The following is a 13,511-nucleotide window of genomic DNA, read 5'->3' on the forward strand; positions in this document are numbered from 1 at the left end:
TGCCCGATGTCTCCCCGCCCGGAAATGCCCACGCCATCCGACCTGCTGCCTGCTCTCCCGTGCAACCCTGGTGCCCAGGGCAGGGACGTGCACTGCCGGACATCCGGAAGGGGCTCGCGGGGCGGATGCCCCGTGACGTGGACGTGACGAGACCCACCCTGGGAAGGTTTTTTCCCTCCCGGGGCCTGTAGGGCCTGCAACCGCGGGCTGTAAGAAGGGCGGTCTTACCGATCAGCCGGCGGATCCACCGGCGGCGCGGGCGGATCCACCGGAGGCGCGGCTCCCGGCTCCACGGGCGTGGCCTCCGGGTTCGCGGCCTGGGGGAGGGGAGGGATGGGATGCTCGGGCGTCACGCCGCGCCGCGTGACGGCGTACAGCACCCGCACCAGCAAGAGCCCCCCGGCGAGGGCCAGCAGGACGCGCCAGACCCAGGGTGGGATCGGGGGCTCGCTCACGGTGAACCGCGCGTGGGCCGCCTTGGGGCGGGTGGTGAGGAAGCGCACGTCCACATCCCACGTGCCGGCCTCGTCGGGGACGAACTCCGTGCTCCAGCCCACGGCGTCGCGCGTCAGGGTGCGCGTCACCTGGCCGGGCACGCCCTCCCGGGAGAACGCGACCGTGACGGCGCCCTGGAAGGGAGGGCCCTGGAGGTTTCCCACCGACAGCGTCAGCCGGAGGGGTTCACCGGGGCGGAGGACGGCGGGGGTGATGACGCCCTGGAGCTGGTCCTCCGCGTCCCGCCAGGACAGGGACAGCAGGTCCCCGCGCCGCTCGACCTTGATCTGATCCGGAGCAGGGGCTGCGGCGGCATGCAGGGCCAGCAGGCAGGTCATGACGACCCACCCCAGCAAGGAGGTCCTGCGCCTTTGCCTCATGGGCCGCTGTCCCCTAAGATGCGCTGCCCTGTCACCTTTCACTGAGCCCGCTCCCCCCGGGGAGTCCCCGGGATGAACCCTCAAGCATTCGGGAAATACCAGCTCCTCAAGAAGCTCGCCACGGGCGGCATGGCCGAAGTCTGGCTTGCGCGTCAGACCGGAATCGAGGGCTTCCAGAAAGAGCTTGTCGTCAAGCGCATCCTCCCGCACCTCGCGGAGGACCGCGAGTTCGTGGAGATGTTCAAGAACGAGGCGCTGATCGCCGCGCGCTTCAACCACCCGAACATCGCGCAGGTCTACGAATTCGGCGAGGCCAACGGCACCTACTACATCGCCATGGAGTTCATCCACGGCGAGGACCTGGGCCGGGTCATGCGCAAGGCCAGCGGGATGAACCAGTGGATCGCCCGTCCGCTGGCCATCCGCATCGTCGCGTCCGCGTGCGAGGGCCTCTACTACGCGCACAGCCGCACGGATGACCGGGGCCAGCCGCTCAACGTGGTGCACCGGGACATCTCCCCGCAGAACATCCTGATCAGCTTCGATGGTTCGGTGAAGCTGGTGGACTTCGGCATCGCCAAGGCCGCGGATCAGGCGTCCATGACGAAGTCCGGCGCCATCAAGGGCAAGTTCGCGTACATGGCGCCCGAGCAGGCTGCGGGCAAGCACCTGGACCGGCGCGCGGACATCTTCGCCATCGGCCTGGTGCTGTACGAGATGCTCACCGGGCACCGGCCGCTCAAGAAGGACTCGGAGCTGGCCACGCTGCAGGCGGCCATGGAGTGCTCCATCCCGTCCCCGTCCGAGGTGGCCGACGTGCCCCGGGACATGGACCACGTGGTGATGCGCGCCCTGGCCAAGAGCGCGGATGACCGCTACGACAACGCGCGCGAGTTCCAGACGGCGCTGGAGGAGCTGCTCGTCAACGAGCGCTGGCTCGTCACCTCCGGGCAGATCTCGGAGCTGATGAAGACGCTCTTCGCGGACCGGCTGGAGGAGGAGCTCAAGCAGGGCCAGTTCGTGCCCGTGGGCGAGGACTCCAACACCTCGCCGCCCCGGCCGCCCCCGGACATGAGCTGGGAGGCCCCTCCGGGCGAGTCGCCGTCCCAGTCGCGCGATCGCTCGCGCGGCAACACCCGCACCGGGGCCGCGCCCCGCCGTCAGACGGGCATGGCGCCCGCGCTGGTGGAGGACCCGAACGAATACGACGCGCCGTCGCTCACCGGCGTGGAGCCTCAGCCCCGGCGCCGCTCCAGCGTGTCGGAGCCGGCGGTCCGGCGCGGCACGGGCACCAGCAACCCGAACGCCACGCAGATTGCCCGCACCAACTCGCGCTCGGACCTGCGCAGCCAGTCCGTGGAGGACGTCCCGCCGCCCCGGCGCACCATGTCCCGCGCGGTGCCGGTGTCGGAGCCGCCCGCGCGCTCGCGCTCGGGCGTGCACCGGATGGAGCTGGAGGACGACGAGCGCACGCGCCTGCCGCCGCCGGAGGATGATCCGGACACGGTGCCCGCGCCCGCGCCGCCGCGACGGCGCACCAGCAGCAGCCAGTCCGCCGTGGAGCCGCCGCGCCGCCGCACCTCCAGCCGCGTGGACGCCCCGCGCCCGCGCCCGGTGGCCCCGCCGGTGGAGGACGACGAGGACTCCGGCGAGCGCCGTCCGTCGCGCAACAGCGCCCCCGCGCTGCCGGAGCCGGTGAAGCCGAAGGGCGGCAGCGTGCGCACGCTGGCCACGGTGGGCTTCGTCGTGGGCCTGCTCGCGGTGGGCGTGCTCTTCCGCGAACCCATCATGCTGGCGCTCACGTCCAAGGCCGCGGATGCGCAGGGCGTGTGGCTCACGGTGAACACCAACCAGCCGGTGAAGGTGTCCGTGCGGCACACGGAGCGCTGCGGCAGCCCGGAGCCGGTGACGCTGCTGGGCACCGCGCCGCTCACGCGCGTGCAGGGCGCCCACCTGCAGGACACGCTCATCCTGGAGAACGACGCCCAGGGCATCTACCTGGAGGACTCGGAGGAGCTCGCGTTCGGCCAGCCCGGCGAGCTGAAGACCTTCGAGCGCAGCTTCAAGGAGGGCACCCTCAAGCTGAAGATCACCCCCAAGGGGATGACGCCGGGCCTGACGGTGTACCGGAACAACCAGATGATGGGCAGCGCCGGCACCACGCTGAAGCTGATGGAGGGCAAGCAGCGCCTGGAGCTGCGCGGCAAGCAGCTCAAGGAGCCCATCGCCTTCGAGACCACCATCAAGCCCGACGAGACGACGGAGCAGCCCCTGGACCTGGCCTCCGCGCTCTAGTAGCGCGGCAGGGAAGGGTCCACGGTGCGCGAGTACAGGTCGATGCCGCCCTGGAGCGACACGGCCTGCAGGCCCCGGTCGATGAGGTACGCGGCGCCGTCCAGGCTGCGCACCCCGTGGTGGCAGTAGACGACGACGGGGCGGCCCCGGAAGGCGTCCAGCTGCTCGTGGAAGTCCTCCAGCTCCGGCAGGGGCATCAGCACCGAGCCGGGCAGGGCCACCCACTCGTGCTCGTGCGGGAAGCGCACGTCCACCAGCACGGGGCGTGACTCGGGGGGGCCTGCCAGGCGCCGGGCAAGCTCGGCGGGGGTGATTTCAGGGATGGGCATGGGGGGTTATCTTCTGTTGAGCCGGGACGGGGCCTGTCAGGTCCCTTGGCTTTTCGGGCGCCAGGGCGTTATGAGGCGCCGTCTACGAGGAGAGTGAAGCACATGGATACTTCTACCGCCGTCACCGGCTCCACGCCGGCCTCCCAGCCCGCCACCGCCGCGCCCGTCGTCCTGACGGCCGCCGCCATCGCCCAGGTGAAGACGGTCATCCAGGCCCAGGGCTTCCAGGGCTACTTCTTCTCCATCCGCGTGGTGCCTTCCGGCTGCAGCGGCCTGGGCTACGACCTGAACCTCGTGAAGGAGACGAAGGCGGGCGACCAGACGTGGGAGCAGGATGGCGTGACCATCGCCACCGACGCGCTGAGCGCCCAGTACCTGTCGGGCACGCACATCGACTACGTCACCAGCATCACCGGCGCGGGCTTCAAGTTCGAGAACCCCAACGCCAAGTCGTCCTGCGGTTGCGGCACGTCGTTCACCACCTGAGCCGTCTTCGAGCTTCAGGTGGAACAAGGGCCGGGATGGGACGCCAGCCAGGCGTGCCCCCGGCCCTTCGTGCGTCCGGCGCTCAGGCGCCAGCCACGGGCTTCATCACCTTCATCCAGGACTGCTCCTCCTTGCCGCGGCCCCGGCGCTGGGCGCGGCGGGCTTCGGCCTCCGCGAAGGCCTGACGCTCCGCCTCCGACTCCAGCAGCAGCGGCGGCACCGGCACGCCCTTGCCGTCCTGCCCCTGCGCCACGAAGGTGAGCAGCGCGCTGGTGGTGAGGTGCCGCTCACCGGTGAGCGGGTTCTCCGCGTGCACGGTGACGCCCACCTCCAGCGACGTGCGGAACGACGCGAGCACGCGCGCATGCAACAGGGCAATCCAGCCCACGCGGATGGGGGCGTGGAAGTGCAGGTCGTCCATGGACGCCGTCACCACGACCTGACGGCAGTGGCGCTGGGCGGCGACGGCGCCGCAGATGTCGATCCACTGCATCACCTTCCCGCCGAACGCGGCGTTCAGGTTGTTGGCGTCCGGGGGGAGGATGAGCTGCGTCATCACCACTTCGGAATCGCGCGGGCTCTTCGGGCTGAGGTCGTGCATGGCGCCGGGCAGCGTTGCACGAGAAATGCGCCGCGTCAGGCGAGGAATGCGGAGACGCGGTCCATGAACTCCTCGCGGCCCTGGCCCCGGCGGATGTCCTGCTTGGACACGTCCACCACCAGGCAGTCCACGCCGTACTTCTCCTGGAGCACCTGGGGGAAGCCCGCGTAGTAGCCGTTGAGGCCCTTCAAGAACTGCCGCCCGATGCCCTTCTCCTCCGCGCGGCCGCGGGTGCGGATGCGCTGGAGCAGCACGTCCTCCGAGGGCACGTCGAAGCAGATGACCTTGTCGGGCCGCACGATGTGGCGCGACAGCCGCTGGAAGTACTCGTAGTACAGGTCCAGCTCCGCGTTCGTCATGTGCCCCAGGCCGTGCAGGTACTTGGCGAAGATTTCCGGGTCCTCGTACAGGGTGCGGTCCTGCACGCAGCTCTTCCTGACGGAGTGGATGAGTTCGTGGTGCTCCACGCGCCGGATGAGGAACTCCAGCTGCAGCGTGAACGACCACCGCGACATGTCGCCGTAGTAGTCCCGCAGGAAGCGGTTATCGATGACGGGCTCGTCGAACAGCTCGAAGCCGAAGCCCTGGCTGATGAGCTTCGCGGCCGTCGTCTTGCCCGCGCCGATGTTGCCCGCCAGCGCCACGAAGCGCTTGGCGCGGGGCACCTTCACCTTGAGCTTGAGCGTGTTGCGGGCCGAGGGCTTCGGTTCAGCGCCGTCCGTGGGCGGCGCCTTGGACGGGGGCGGCTCGGTGCGGGACGTCGCGGGACGCGCGCGGGCGGTGGAGCGGGGCATGGAGCCCGAAGGCTTAACCCGGCTTTCCGGAGGCGTCCATTCGCTGGCGGAGCAGATCCGGCCGGTCGGTCATGATGCCGCCGACTCCTTCCGCGATGAGCCGGTCCATCTCCGCCGGATCATCCACCGTCCACACGTTGATCCACTTGCCGCGCTCGGCCACGGCCTGGAGCAGCGCGTCGTCCACCAGCCGCACCTCGCCGAAGTACAGCGGCATGTCGAGCACGCTGTAGCGCGCGTCCTCCGGCGGCGCCTCGCCCGCCTTGAGCGCCAGGACGAACGCGGCCAGCGCGTCGCGCGGGTAGAAGTGGCACGCGTCGGGAAGCTTTTCGTGGAGCCGCTCCGCGATGACGTCCTGCTCGCTGCCCAGGCACACGCGGCCCAGGGCCCCCTCCTCGGTCAGCAGGCGGACGAGCACGTCCTCCGCGCCCGGCACGTCTGGCTTGAGCTCCACGTTGAGGCGCAGGGCGGGGAAGGCGCGCAGCACCTCGCGCAGCGTGGGCAGGCGCACGCCCTGGCCGCGGAAGGGGAACGTGCGGCCCTCGTCCGGAGTGAAGTGGTAGCCCGCGTCCAGCTTCCGCAGCTCCGCGAGCGTGAGCGCCGCGAGCGGCCCTGTCCCGTCGGTGCAGCGCTCCAGCGTGTCGTCGTGCGCGACGATGACCTCGCCGTCGCGCGACAGGTGCACGTCCAGTTCCAGCATGTCCGTGCGGTGCGTGTGGACCGCGCGCTGGAAGGCGTCCAGTGTGTTCTCCGGCGCGACCAGCGCTCCGCCGCGATGCGCGATGTGGAGCGTGGGCTTCAGCCCGTTTAGAAACATGTCGCGCGGTAGCATTGGTCCACCTATTCCTGAATTGACTGCGATGTCTCGGACAGGGCCTCGGTCCGTTCCTTGCCGGCCCTGGTGGGCCGCCGGTATAAGGGCTCGAATCCTCAGCCCGACCGGCGTCGGACTTCAAGAATCGCGGCGCCCCTCACCCCCCGGAGAGATACGAATGGAACTGCGCAAGAAGCTGGGCGCTGCGGCCCTCCTGGCTGCCGCGGCGATGGCCACGGCGGCCGGCTGTGGCGGTCGTGACGATGACAACCCCACTCCGACGCCGGATGCCGGCTGTACGGGCGTGTGCAGCACCGACGCGGGCAGCGACGCGGGCACGAACGACGCGGGCACCAACGACGCGGGGACCGACGCGGGCACGGGTGACGCGGGCACGGCCGGTCAGATCGCCGCGGCGCGCAAGGCGCCGTTCAACACCAAGGTGACGCTGCGCGACGTGGTCGTCACCGACGTGGACTACGAGAAGCTGGGCAATGACGGGGCGCAGTGGCGCTCGTTCTTCTGGGTGACGGACCCGGCCTTCCCGAAGGAAGGCCTCTACATCACCAAGTTCTATGACGACATGCCGGACACGTACCGTCCGACGCCGGGCAACAAGATCGACGTCGAGGGCTACTTCGGCACGGAGCCGAACTACCAGCCGTTCAGCGGCCGCCGCCACCACCTGGCGAACGACTTCCGCAACGCGAAGAAGCTCGTCATCACCGTGAAGTCCGACGGGGGCGTCGACGAGCGGCCGGCGGCCAACGAGGTGACGGTGGCCGACCTGCAGGCGTCGCTCGCGGTGGCCCAGAACACCGCGCCCTACGTGGGCACGCGCGTGCACCTGGCGGGTCCGCTCACGCTGACCAACGCGCAGCCCACGCAGTTCCAGCGTCTGGACAGCGCGAACTCGGGCACCATCTACTACGGCTTCGAGGTCACCGGCGGCATCCTCGTCTACCAGGACAAGACGCGTGACCGCTCGGGCGACGGCGGCACCCGCTGCGACTACCAGAAGGCGGCCCTGGACGGCGGCGCGGTGACGTTCCCCAACGGCATCAGCGGCGTCTGGGATACCTACACCTTCGCGCCCTGCACCGACGGCGGCACGGACATCACCGGCTGCGGCAACAACAGCTCCGACAGCGGCGTGCCGGGCACCGACCAGCGCTACACCTACACCCTCATCCCGCAGGACTGCACCGACCTGCCGGGCCAGGTGAACGGCGCGGCCTTCCCGTAGTCCGCCTGACGCCTGACGTTTTCCACCTCCGCCTCCCAGGGCCTTCAAGCGCCCCGGGGGGCGGTCGTGTTTCAGGCGTCCGGTTTCCCCCGGAGCAGGGGCCCGAAAGTTCGCGTGGCGGGCCGGGCCTGCCTAGAGTCCGCCCCGGGCGGGTCGGACGGCTCCCCCCGGGGCGGGATTGCAGGTAGGCTCCGGACACGGTTCAAAGTTCCACCCGCGGCCCACACCCTCCACGTCCTTGAGCTCGCCCCAGACGGCCACCCCGTTCGGCAGATACCTGCTCATCAAGCGCCTCGCGCTGGGCGGGATGGCGGAGCTGTTCCTGGCGCACAAGCCGCCGGACCCCACGCTGGTGGTCATCAAGCGGATCCTCCCGTACCTCTCCGAGGAGCCGGAGTTCGTCCAGATGTTCCTGGACGAGGCGCGCATCGCCGCCCAGCTCCACCACCCCAACATCGTGCAGGTGCACGAGCTGGGGAAGGAGGGGGACAACATCTTCATCTGCATGGAGTACGTGGAGGGCGTGGACCTGCGCCGCGTGCTCGTGGAGGAGCACAAGTTCGGCGCGTCCATGCCGTACGGCGTCGCGGCGAAGATCTGCGCGGCCATCGCGGCGGGCCTGGACCATGCGCACTTCAGCCGCGGCGTGGATGGACGTCCGCTGGAGCTGATCCACCGGGACGTCTCTCCGCAGAACGTGATGCTGGCCTACGACGGGCGCGTGAAGCTCGTCGACTTCGGCATCGCCAAGGCCGGCGCGTTCATGGAGCGCAGCAAGCCGGGCGTCATCAAGGGGAAGTTCCTCTACCTGTCGCCCGAGCAGATCATGCAGGAGCGGCTGGACCACCGGGCGGACATCTACGCGCTCGGGGTGATGCTGTACGAGATCACCACCGGCAAGCAGCCCTTCCACCGCCCCACCACGGAAGGCATCCTCTACGCCATCCGCTACGAGGAGCCGTCGCCGCCGCACCTGGTGCGCCCGGACTACCCGGAGGCCCTGTCGCGCATCGTGATGCGGTGCCTGGTGAAGGACCGCACCCAGCGCTACCAGCGGGCCTCCGACGTGCGCAACGACCTGGAGGCGTTCCTCGCGTCCGGAGTCCTCAAGCAGAGCCTGGACGTGGCGTCGTACATCGCGCGGCTCTTGGGGGAGAAGGAGGAGCGCACCGTGCTCCACATCCCCCCGGCGAAGCGCGCGGGCCGGCACGAGGCCACCCTGCCGCTGCCGTCCCTGCGCACGCCGCTGCCGCCGCCGGTGCCCGACCTGCCGGAGGACACCGCCGCGCGCACGCTGCCCCTGGCGGAAGCCGAGGACACCGCCGCGCGCACGCTGCCGCTCACCGAGGACACCGCGGCGCGCACCCTGCCGCTGGCGGGGAACGAGGACACGGGCGCGCGCACGTTGCCGCTGGGCGGTACGGCGTCGCAGCCCCGGGCGTCCTCGGCGCTGACGCCGGCGGGGCTTGTGGCCCGGCCTCCCTCGCGCCGGCCCACGGCGGAGGCCGCCGCGCTGCGCGCCTGGGACGCGGAGGAGGGTGAACCCGAGACGCAGATGGCGCTGCCGCGCGACCTGCCCACGGGCCACGAAGACGACGAGGACGAGGACGGCGAGTCCACCGCCGTCGGGACGATGCCTGGAGCGCCCGCGCCGCGCCGCCACCTGGAGCCCGTGTTCGAGGCGGAGGCCTGGGACGAGGACGCGCAGGAGGAGGACGACGACGCCGACTCCACCGTGCCGCTGCGCGCGCGCCGTCCCCGGGCCGTCGTGCCCACGCCCGCGCCCGTGCGCCGGGGCGGCCCGCCGGAGCCCACCGCGCGCTCCGGCCCGTCGGGAGAGCGGGGTGCCCCGGACCGTTCGCGGCGCCCGTCGTCGGGCGTGGTCATGCCGCGAGGGACCGGCGCGTCGGATGATCCGTTCGCGCCCACCCCGCGCCGCACGCCGCCCCATGTGCCGGATGATCGCGCCGCGACGCCGCCTCCGGCCCCGCGCCGGTCGGCCATGGCGTCCTCCGACGATGGCCGCTCCGAGCCCCTGTCGTCCGGCCCCCGGCGCATGGCGCCCGCCGACGACGGCCGCTCCGAGCCTCTGTCGTCCGGCCCCCGGCGCATGGGGGACGACGGGCGCGTGTCGCAGCCTCCGGGCCCGCGCCGTGGGGCCTCGTCATCCAGCGACGCGAACCGGTCCACTCCGCCTGGCAACTCCGGGGCTCGCAACGTGCGCCCGCCGCCGCGGCCGGCGCCCGAGGACGACGAGCGCTTCAACACCGACCCGGGACCCTCCGCGGTGAGCCTCACGGATCCGACGCCCGTGACGTCGGGAGACCCGGACGACGACGAGTCCACCATCGGGTTCCAGGCGCCGCGCAGGCCGCCGCCCCGGCGCGCCGTGCGTGCTCCTGTCGAAGAGGACGAGGCGTACGACGACGACGGGCCCGACACGCTCGACGCCTCGGGCGCGCCGAAGCGCTCGCGCATGGCCGTGCTGCTGGTGGTGGGCGCGGTGCTCGTCGCCGTGCTGGGCCTGGGGCTCGCGTGGATGATGGGCCTCTTCGGTCCGGAGGCGCAGGCGCCCCCCACGCCCATGAAGACGTCCCCGGTGGGCGGCCCGGCGCGGCCCGGTCCCCAGGGCACGGCCCCCGTGAATGCGCCCGCGCCCGTTCCGGAAGAGGCCGCGCCGCCGAAGCCCGCCGCCCCCGTCCTCGCGGACACGGCCACGACGCCAGACGCGGGGCTCGGGGTGGCCGCGGCGGGCACCGAAGTGGCGGCCCCGCCGGCCGTGGAACCGGCGGCCCCCGTCGAGCCTCCACCCCCCGCCACCGTGGAGGTCCGCTTCGACGCCCCGGTGCGCACCGTGCTTGGCCGGCCGGGGGGCGGGAAGCTGCCCATCAACCAGGTGGTCGCCCTGGCTCCCGGCCCGCTTCGCGTCCAGTACACCTGCCCGGGAAAGCGTGCACCTCGGGGTATTGAGACCTACAACGTCCGACCTGTAACCGGGGAACTCCAGACGCTCCGGGTCCCATGCCGCAGGCGACGCTAATTGGCACGGCGACTTACGCGTATGCGGCATCCGCACCCCCCGGAGGACACGTAGGACCGGGTAAGCTTGAGTGCCCTTAAGTCGTTGGAATTCCTTGGCTTTCCACCAAGCGGGCGCGTTTACACATGTCAGAGGGGTCCGTAGACTCCGGCCCCTCTATGGCTCGCGCGAAGAAGCGGAAGAACATCACACGACAGAGGACCTACCCCGCGGGGAGGGTGGCCCGGCAGCTCCCGGTCGCCCCGGAGCCCAACCGACTGGTGAAGGTGTGGCGGCGCGTGTTGGAGCGCCGGCTGCGCACACGGCTGCGGGGGAAGGTGGCGGTGGAGATCCACGACAACACCCACACGATGCTGACGTTCCAACGTCAGCGGGCGCTGTGGCGGCTGAGGCTGCACCACATGTTCCTGGCCGCGCCGGACGACGTGCTCCAGGCGCTCGCCAGCTTCGTGCGCAAGGGGGATGCGGACGCCAGCGCGCTCTTGGACCGCTACATCGAGCGCAACCGCATCTTCATCCGCCGGCTGTCCCCGGCGCAGATGCGCAAGCGGCTGCGGCTGTCACCGGTGGGGCGCTACCACGACCTGGGGCGCATCTATGAGCGGCTCAACGAGCGCTACTTCCAGAGCCGCATCGACGCGGCCATCACCTATGGGCCGGCGCCCCGGGTGAAGGGTCCGCGCAAGAGCATCAAGATGGGCTCGTACTCGGCGGACTCGAAGGTCATCCGCATCCACCCGGCGTTGGACCAGCCGCTGGTGCCCCGGTACTTCGTGGAGTGGATCGTCTTCCACGAGATGCTGCACCACGTCTACCGCGCCCGCCGGGGCGACGACGGCCGGCGCTGCATCCACCCGCCGGAGTTGATGGAGCACGAGAAGCGCTTCCACGACTACCAGCGGGCGCTCGCCTGGGAGCGGGAGAACCTGGACCTGCTCCTGTGCGCCCGCACGGAGCAGGTCTGATGGAGACGGGCCCGCGCCCGGGGCGCCCTTGAGGCGTCCGGGACGCGGGCCACTCCGGCGGCATGGTCCGTCGCCGGAAGATGCCGCCCGTGGCCCGCATGGGGCCCGGCGGCGTCGGGATGGAGGATGAGCGTTGGCGCTGCTCCGCTCACCGCTGGATGCCGCCAGCGGCCTGCATGGGGCCTTCAAGGCATCAGGGCAGGATGAGGCCGCCGGGGCTGCGCCGCTCGTGCGTGGGCGCGGCCGGGGACTCACCGGCGGCCGGGGTGCCCTGCGCCGCCTGGGCCTGAGCACCCGCGGCGGCCAGGACCACGACCTTGGCGAAGAGGGTCTCCGCGAAGCGGGAGAAGGGCTCGTCGAGCCCGTGGAAGAGGCGCCGTGCCTCGCCTCTCGCGATGTCCGCCTGGAGGGCCCGCTGGGTCGCGTCGAAGAAGGCCGCCATGCGCCACAGGCGGCGCGCGTAGCGCTGGCGCACCTCCGGAGTGAAGAAGGCCCGCGCCGCGTCCCGCACCCGCTGCTGCACCTGCTCCTGGCGCTGGGCTCCGGTCAACGCCAGGGGGCTCGCGGCCATCGCCTGCACCTGCTCCATCAACCCCCGCACCTCCGCGTCGGGCGGCATCCACTCCGCGAGTTCCGGCGTCGCATGGAGCTGATCACCCTCCAGGACGCGGCGCACGTCGTCGGGCTCGGGCGCGGGGAGGGGCTCGGGCTCGTGGAGGGGCTGCACGCCGTGGTGACGCAGCGCGGCCTCCAGGTCCGGCGGGAAGGGCGTCCGCGTGCGCAGGTTGAGGGCCGCGGCCTCGGCGAGCAGCCGGGCTCCCTCCTCGCGGGAGACCTCCATGCCGAAGCCGTTCTGCAGCCCGTGCTTCAGGATGCGGCGGATGTCCCCCCGGCTCTGCTCCGTGCGGTTGAGCTCCAGCACACCCTGCTCATCCGACGCGATGACCTGGAGCAGCTCCACGCCGCCGCGCACCACGCGCGTGAGCAGCAGGCCGTACTGCCCCGTCGAGGACACCACCGTCACCAGCGTGGGCAGCGTCTCCGGGGCTGGAGCCGGGGGCGCTGGCTTCGGAGCCTCCGGCGGGGTGACGCCGCGCGAGCGCAGCCGGTAGAGCGCCTTCTTCGCGGCCTTCGCCAGGGGCTTCACCGAGGAGCCGGACAGGGACTCCGGCAGCGCCACCTGGCCCGCCAGCACCGCCGCCTCCAGCACCGCGCCCGCCAGGGCTTCGGGCAGCGCCTCCACATCCGCCGAGGACGCGGCTCCCACGTCGTCCACGAGCCTCCGGGCCCGCGCGACGTCCGCCTCCGGGAAGGCGGGCAGGGGCGTGCCGGCGCGCAGCGCATCCAGCAGGGGACGGGGCTCGGTGGAGGCAGGGCTCATGTGCCGCGTTTCTACTTCACGCCCTACCGCCGCCGCACCAGCCAGCTCCCTCCGGCCTGTCCCACGATGACCAGTTCCGACTGCAACCGTCCGCCAAAGACACGGGAGGGGTGCACCCCCCGCACGAGGAAGTGGTCGTACCAGGTGCCCTGTGTCGCGTAGTCCAGCTCCTGGGGCCGCCACTCGGAAGGGAAGGTGGGCGGCACCTCCCCCCGGTAGCGCAGCGGCGAGTGCGGCGTCGTGGCGAACGTGAAGTTGGGCACCCCGCCGCGCTCGCGCGCCACCACCGCCGCCGCGTGGATGAAGACGGGGAAGCGCACCACGCTGGAGCGCGGGTCGAACACCAGCCCCATCACCTTCGGCCGGTTCGCGGCGAAGCCCGACAGCACCTCCAACTCACGGGCCTCCTCGGAGAAGCGCTGGAAGCCGCGCCCCATCACGAAGGCCAGCAGCAACGCGCTCGCCGCCGCCGCGAGCCCCAGCGGCCGCCGCCATTCCGCCCGCGCCGCCGGCATGCTCGCCACCAGCAGCGCCGCGGCCAGGTGCGCATAGCGCGTGTTGAGGTAGTAGACGTACCCCCGGATGTCGAAGGGCAGGAGGAAGTAGAGCGCCAGCGCCAGCACGCCCAGCCCCAACAGCCGCCAGCGCGCCACCGGGCCCTCGCGGCGCGTCCCCGGCCCCACGA

The 13,511-nt window shown here is 71.6% G+C and carries 11 protein-coding genes and 1 pseudogene; 5 read left to right on the forward strand and 7 right to left on the reverse strand.

Going from position 1 to position 13,511, the window contains the following annotated elements; translation table 11 throughout:
- Positions 1-224 precede the first annotated feature (224 nt).
- Positions 225-833: a hypothetical protein gene (locus D7W79_RS27065; RefSeq protein ID WP_147442074.1), complete on the reverse strand. Its 609-nt coding sequence runs from the start codon at positions 831-833 to the stop codon at positions 225-227.
- A 114-nt stretch (positions 834-947) separates the two neighbouring features.
- Here D7W79_RS27065 and D7W79_RS27070 point away from each other — a divergent pair, with 114 nt between their 5' ends.
- Positions 948-3,170 carry a serine/threonine protein kinase gene (locus D7W79_RS27070; RefSeq protein ID WP_120528288.1) on the forward strand — a complete coding sequence of 741 codons (2,223 nt, stop codon included), beginning with the start codon at positions 948-950 and terminating at the stop codon, positions 3,168-3,170.
- Here the strand turns inward: D7W79_RS27070 and D7W79_RS27075 are convergent.
- Entirely contained in the window at positions 3,167-3,499 is a 333-nt protein-coding gene (locus tag D7W79_RS27075; RefSeq protein WP_120528289.1) for a rhodanese-like domain-containing protein, read from the reverse strand. The genes D7W79_RS27070 and D7W79_RS27075 overlap by 4 nt on opposite strands.
- A 102-nt stretch (positions 3,500-3,601) precedes the next feature.
- Here D7W79_RS27075 and D7W79_RS27080 point away from each other — a divergent pair, with 102 nt between their 5' ends.
- Positions 3,602-3,985: a HesB/IscA family protein gene (locus D7W79_RS27080; RefSeq protein ID WP_120528290.1), complete on the forward strand. Its 384-nt coding sequence runs from the start codon at positions 3,602-3,604 to the stop codon at positions 3,983-3,985.
- Positions 3,986-4,067: 82 nt separating this feature from the next.
- On the opposite strand, the gene D7W79_RS27085 is transcribed toward D7W79_RS27080, so the two are convergent.
- The 3 genes from D7W79_RS27085 to D7W79_RS27095 are packed head-to-tail and all read right to left on the reverse strand — an operon-like array spanning position 4,068 to position 6,197.
- The gene (locus D7W79_RS27085) at positions 4,068-4,586 is read right to left on the reverse strand and encodes an acyl-CoA thioesterase (RefSeq protein WP_120528291.1); all 519 of its coding nucleotides are present in this window, start codon (positions 4,584-4,586) and stop codon (positions 4,068-4,070) included.
- A gap of 35 nt (positions 4,587-4,621) precedes the next feature.
- Positions 4,622-5,380: a deoxynucleoside kinase gene (locus tag D7W79_RS27090; RefSeq protein WP_120528292.1), complete on the reverse strand. Its 759-nt coding sequence runs from the start codon at positions 5,378-5,380 to the stop codon at positions 4,622-4,624.
- 13 nt (positions 5,381-5,393) lie between these two features.
- On the reverse strand, positions 5,394-6,197 hold the full coding sequence (locus D7W79_RS27095) for a glycerophosphodiester phosphodiesterase family protein (RefSeq protein WP_439099236.1): 804 nt from the start codon (positions 6,195-6,197) through the stop codon (positions 5,394-5,396).
- A gap of 175 nt (positions 6,198-6,372) precedes the next feature.
- Here D7W79_RS27095 and D7W79_RS27100 point away from each other — a divergent pair, with 175 nt between their 5' ends.
- From D7W79_RS27100 to D7W79_RS27110, 3 genes are all read left to right on the forward strand, one after another.
- Positions 6,373-7,440: a hypothetical protein gene (locus D7W79_RS27100; RefSeq protein ID WP_120528294.1), complete on the forward strand. Its 1,068-nt coding sequence runs from the start codon at positions 6,373-6,375 to the stop codon at positions 7,438-7,440.
- Between the two features lie 238 nt (positions 7,441-7,678).
- Positions 7,679-10,480: a serine/threonine-protein kinase gene (locus tag D7W79_RS27105; protein WP_120528295.1), complete on the forward strand. Its 2,802-nt coding sequence runs from the start codon at positions 7,679-7,681 to the stop codon at positions 10,478-10,480.
- Between the two features lie 158 nt (positions 10,481-10,638).
- Positions 10,639-11,445, forward strand: a complete 807-nt coding sequence (locus tag D7W79_RS27110) for a hypothetical protein (protein WP_216627411.1) — start codon at positions 10,639-10,641, stop codon at positions 11,443-11,445.
- Between the two features lie 193 nt (positions 11,446-11,638).
- Here the strand turns inward: D7W79_RS27110 and D7W79_RS27115 are convergent, their stop codons facing one another.
- Complete coding sequence (locus D7W79_RS27115; protein ID WP_120528297.1) at positions 11,639-12,826, reverse strand: hypothetical protein; 1,188 nt, start codon at positions 12,824-12,826, stop codon at positions 11,639-11,641.
- A 23-nt stretch (positions 12,827-12,849) separates the two neighbouring features.
- A pseudogene (locus D7W79_RS27120) lies at positions 12,850-13,511 on the reverse strand (hypothetical protein); the annotation flags it as partial.

The organism is Corallococcus exercitus, assembly GCF_003611585.1.
GTDB lineage: Bacteria > Myxococcota > Myxococcia > Myxococcales > Myxococcaceae > Corallococcus > Corallococcus exercitus.

Excerpts from the sequence above, each read along its gene's own strand:
- D7W79_RS27115 (WP_120528297.1), bottom strand. The coding sequence starts at position 12,826 with ATGAGCCCTGCCTCCACCGAGCCCCGTCCCCTGCTGGATGCGCTGCGC.
- D7W79_RS27110 (WP_216627411.1), top strand. The coding sequence starts at position 10,639 with ATGGCTCGCGCGAAGAAGCGGAAGAACATCACACGACAGAGGACCTAC.
- D7W79_RS27090 (WP_120528292.1), bottom strand. The coding sequence starts at position 5,380 with ATGCCCCGCTCCACCGCCCGCGCGCGTCCCGCGACGTCCCGCACCGAG.
- D7W79_RS27075 (WP_120528289.1), bottom strand. The coding sequence starts at position 3,499 with ATGCCCATCCCTGAAATCACCCCCGCCGAGCTTGCCCGGCGCCTGGCA.
- D7W79_RS27080 (WP_120528290.1), top strand. The coding sequence starts at position 3,602 with ATGGATACTTCTACCGCCGTCACCGGCTCCACGCCGGCCTCCCAGCCC.
- D7W79_RS27085 (WP_120528291.1), bottom strand. The coding sequence starts at position 4,586 with ATGCACGACCTCAGCCCGAAGAGCCCGCGCGATTCCGAAGTGGTGATG.
- D7W79_RS27070 (WP_120528288.1), top strand. The coding sequence starts at position 948 with ATGAACCCTCAAGCATTCGGGAAATACCAGCTCCTCAAGAAGCTCGCC.
- D7W79_RS27100 (WP_120528294.1), top strand. The coding sequence starts at position 6,373 with ATGGAACTGCGCAAGAAGCTGGGCGCTGCGGCCCTCCTGGCTGCCGCG.
- D7W79_RS27065 (WP_147442074.1), bottom strand. The coding sequence starts at position 833 with ATGACCTGCCTGCTGGCCCTGCATGCCGCCGCAGCCCCTGCTCCGGAT.
- D7W79_RS27095 (WP_439099236.1), bottom strand. The coding sequence starts at position 6,197 with ATGTTTCTAAACGGGCTGAAGCCCACGCTCCACATCGCGCATCGCGGC.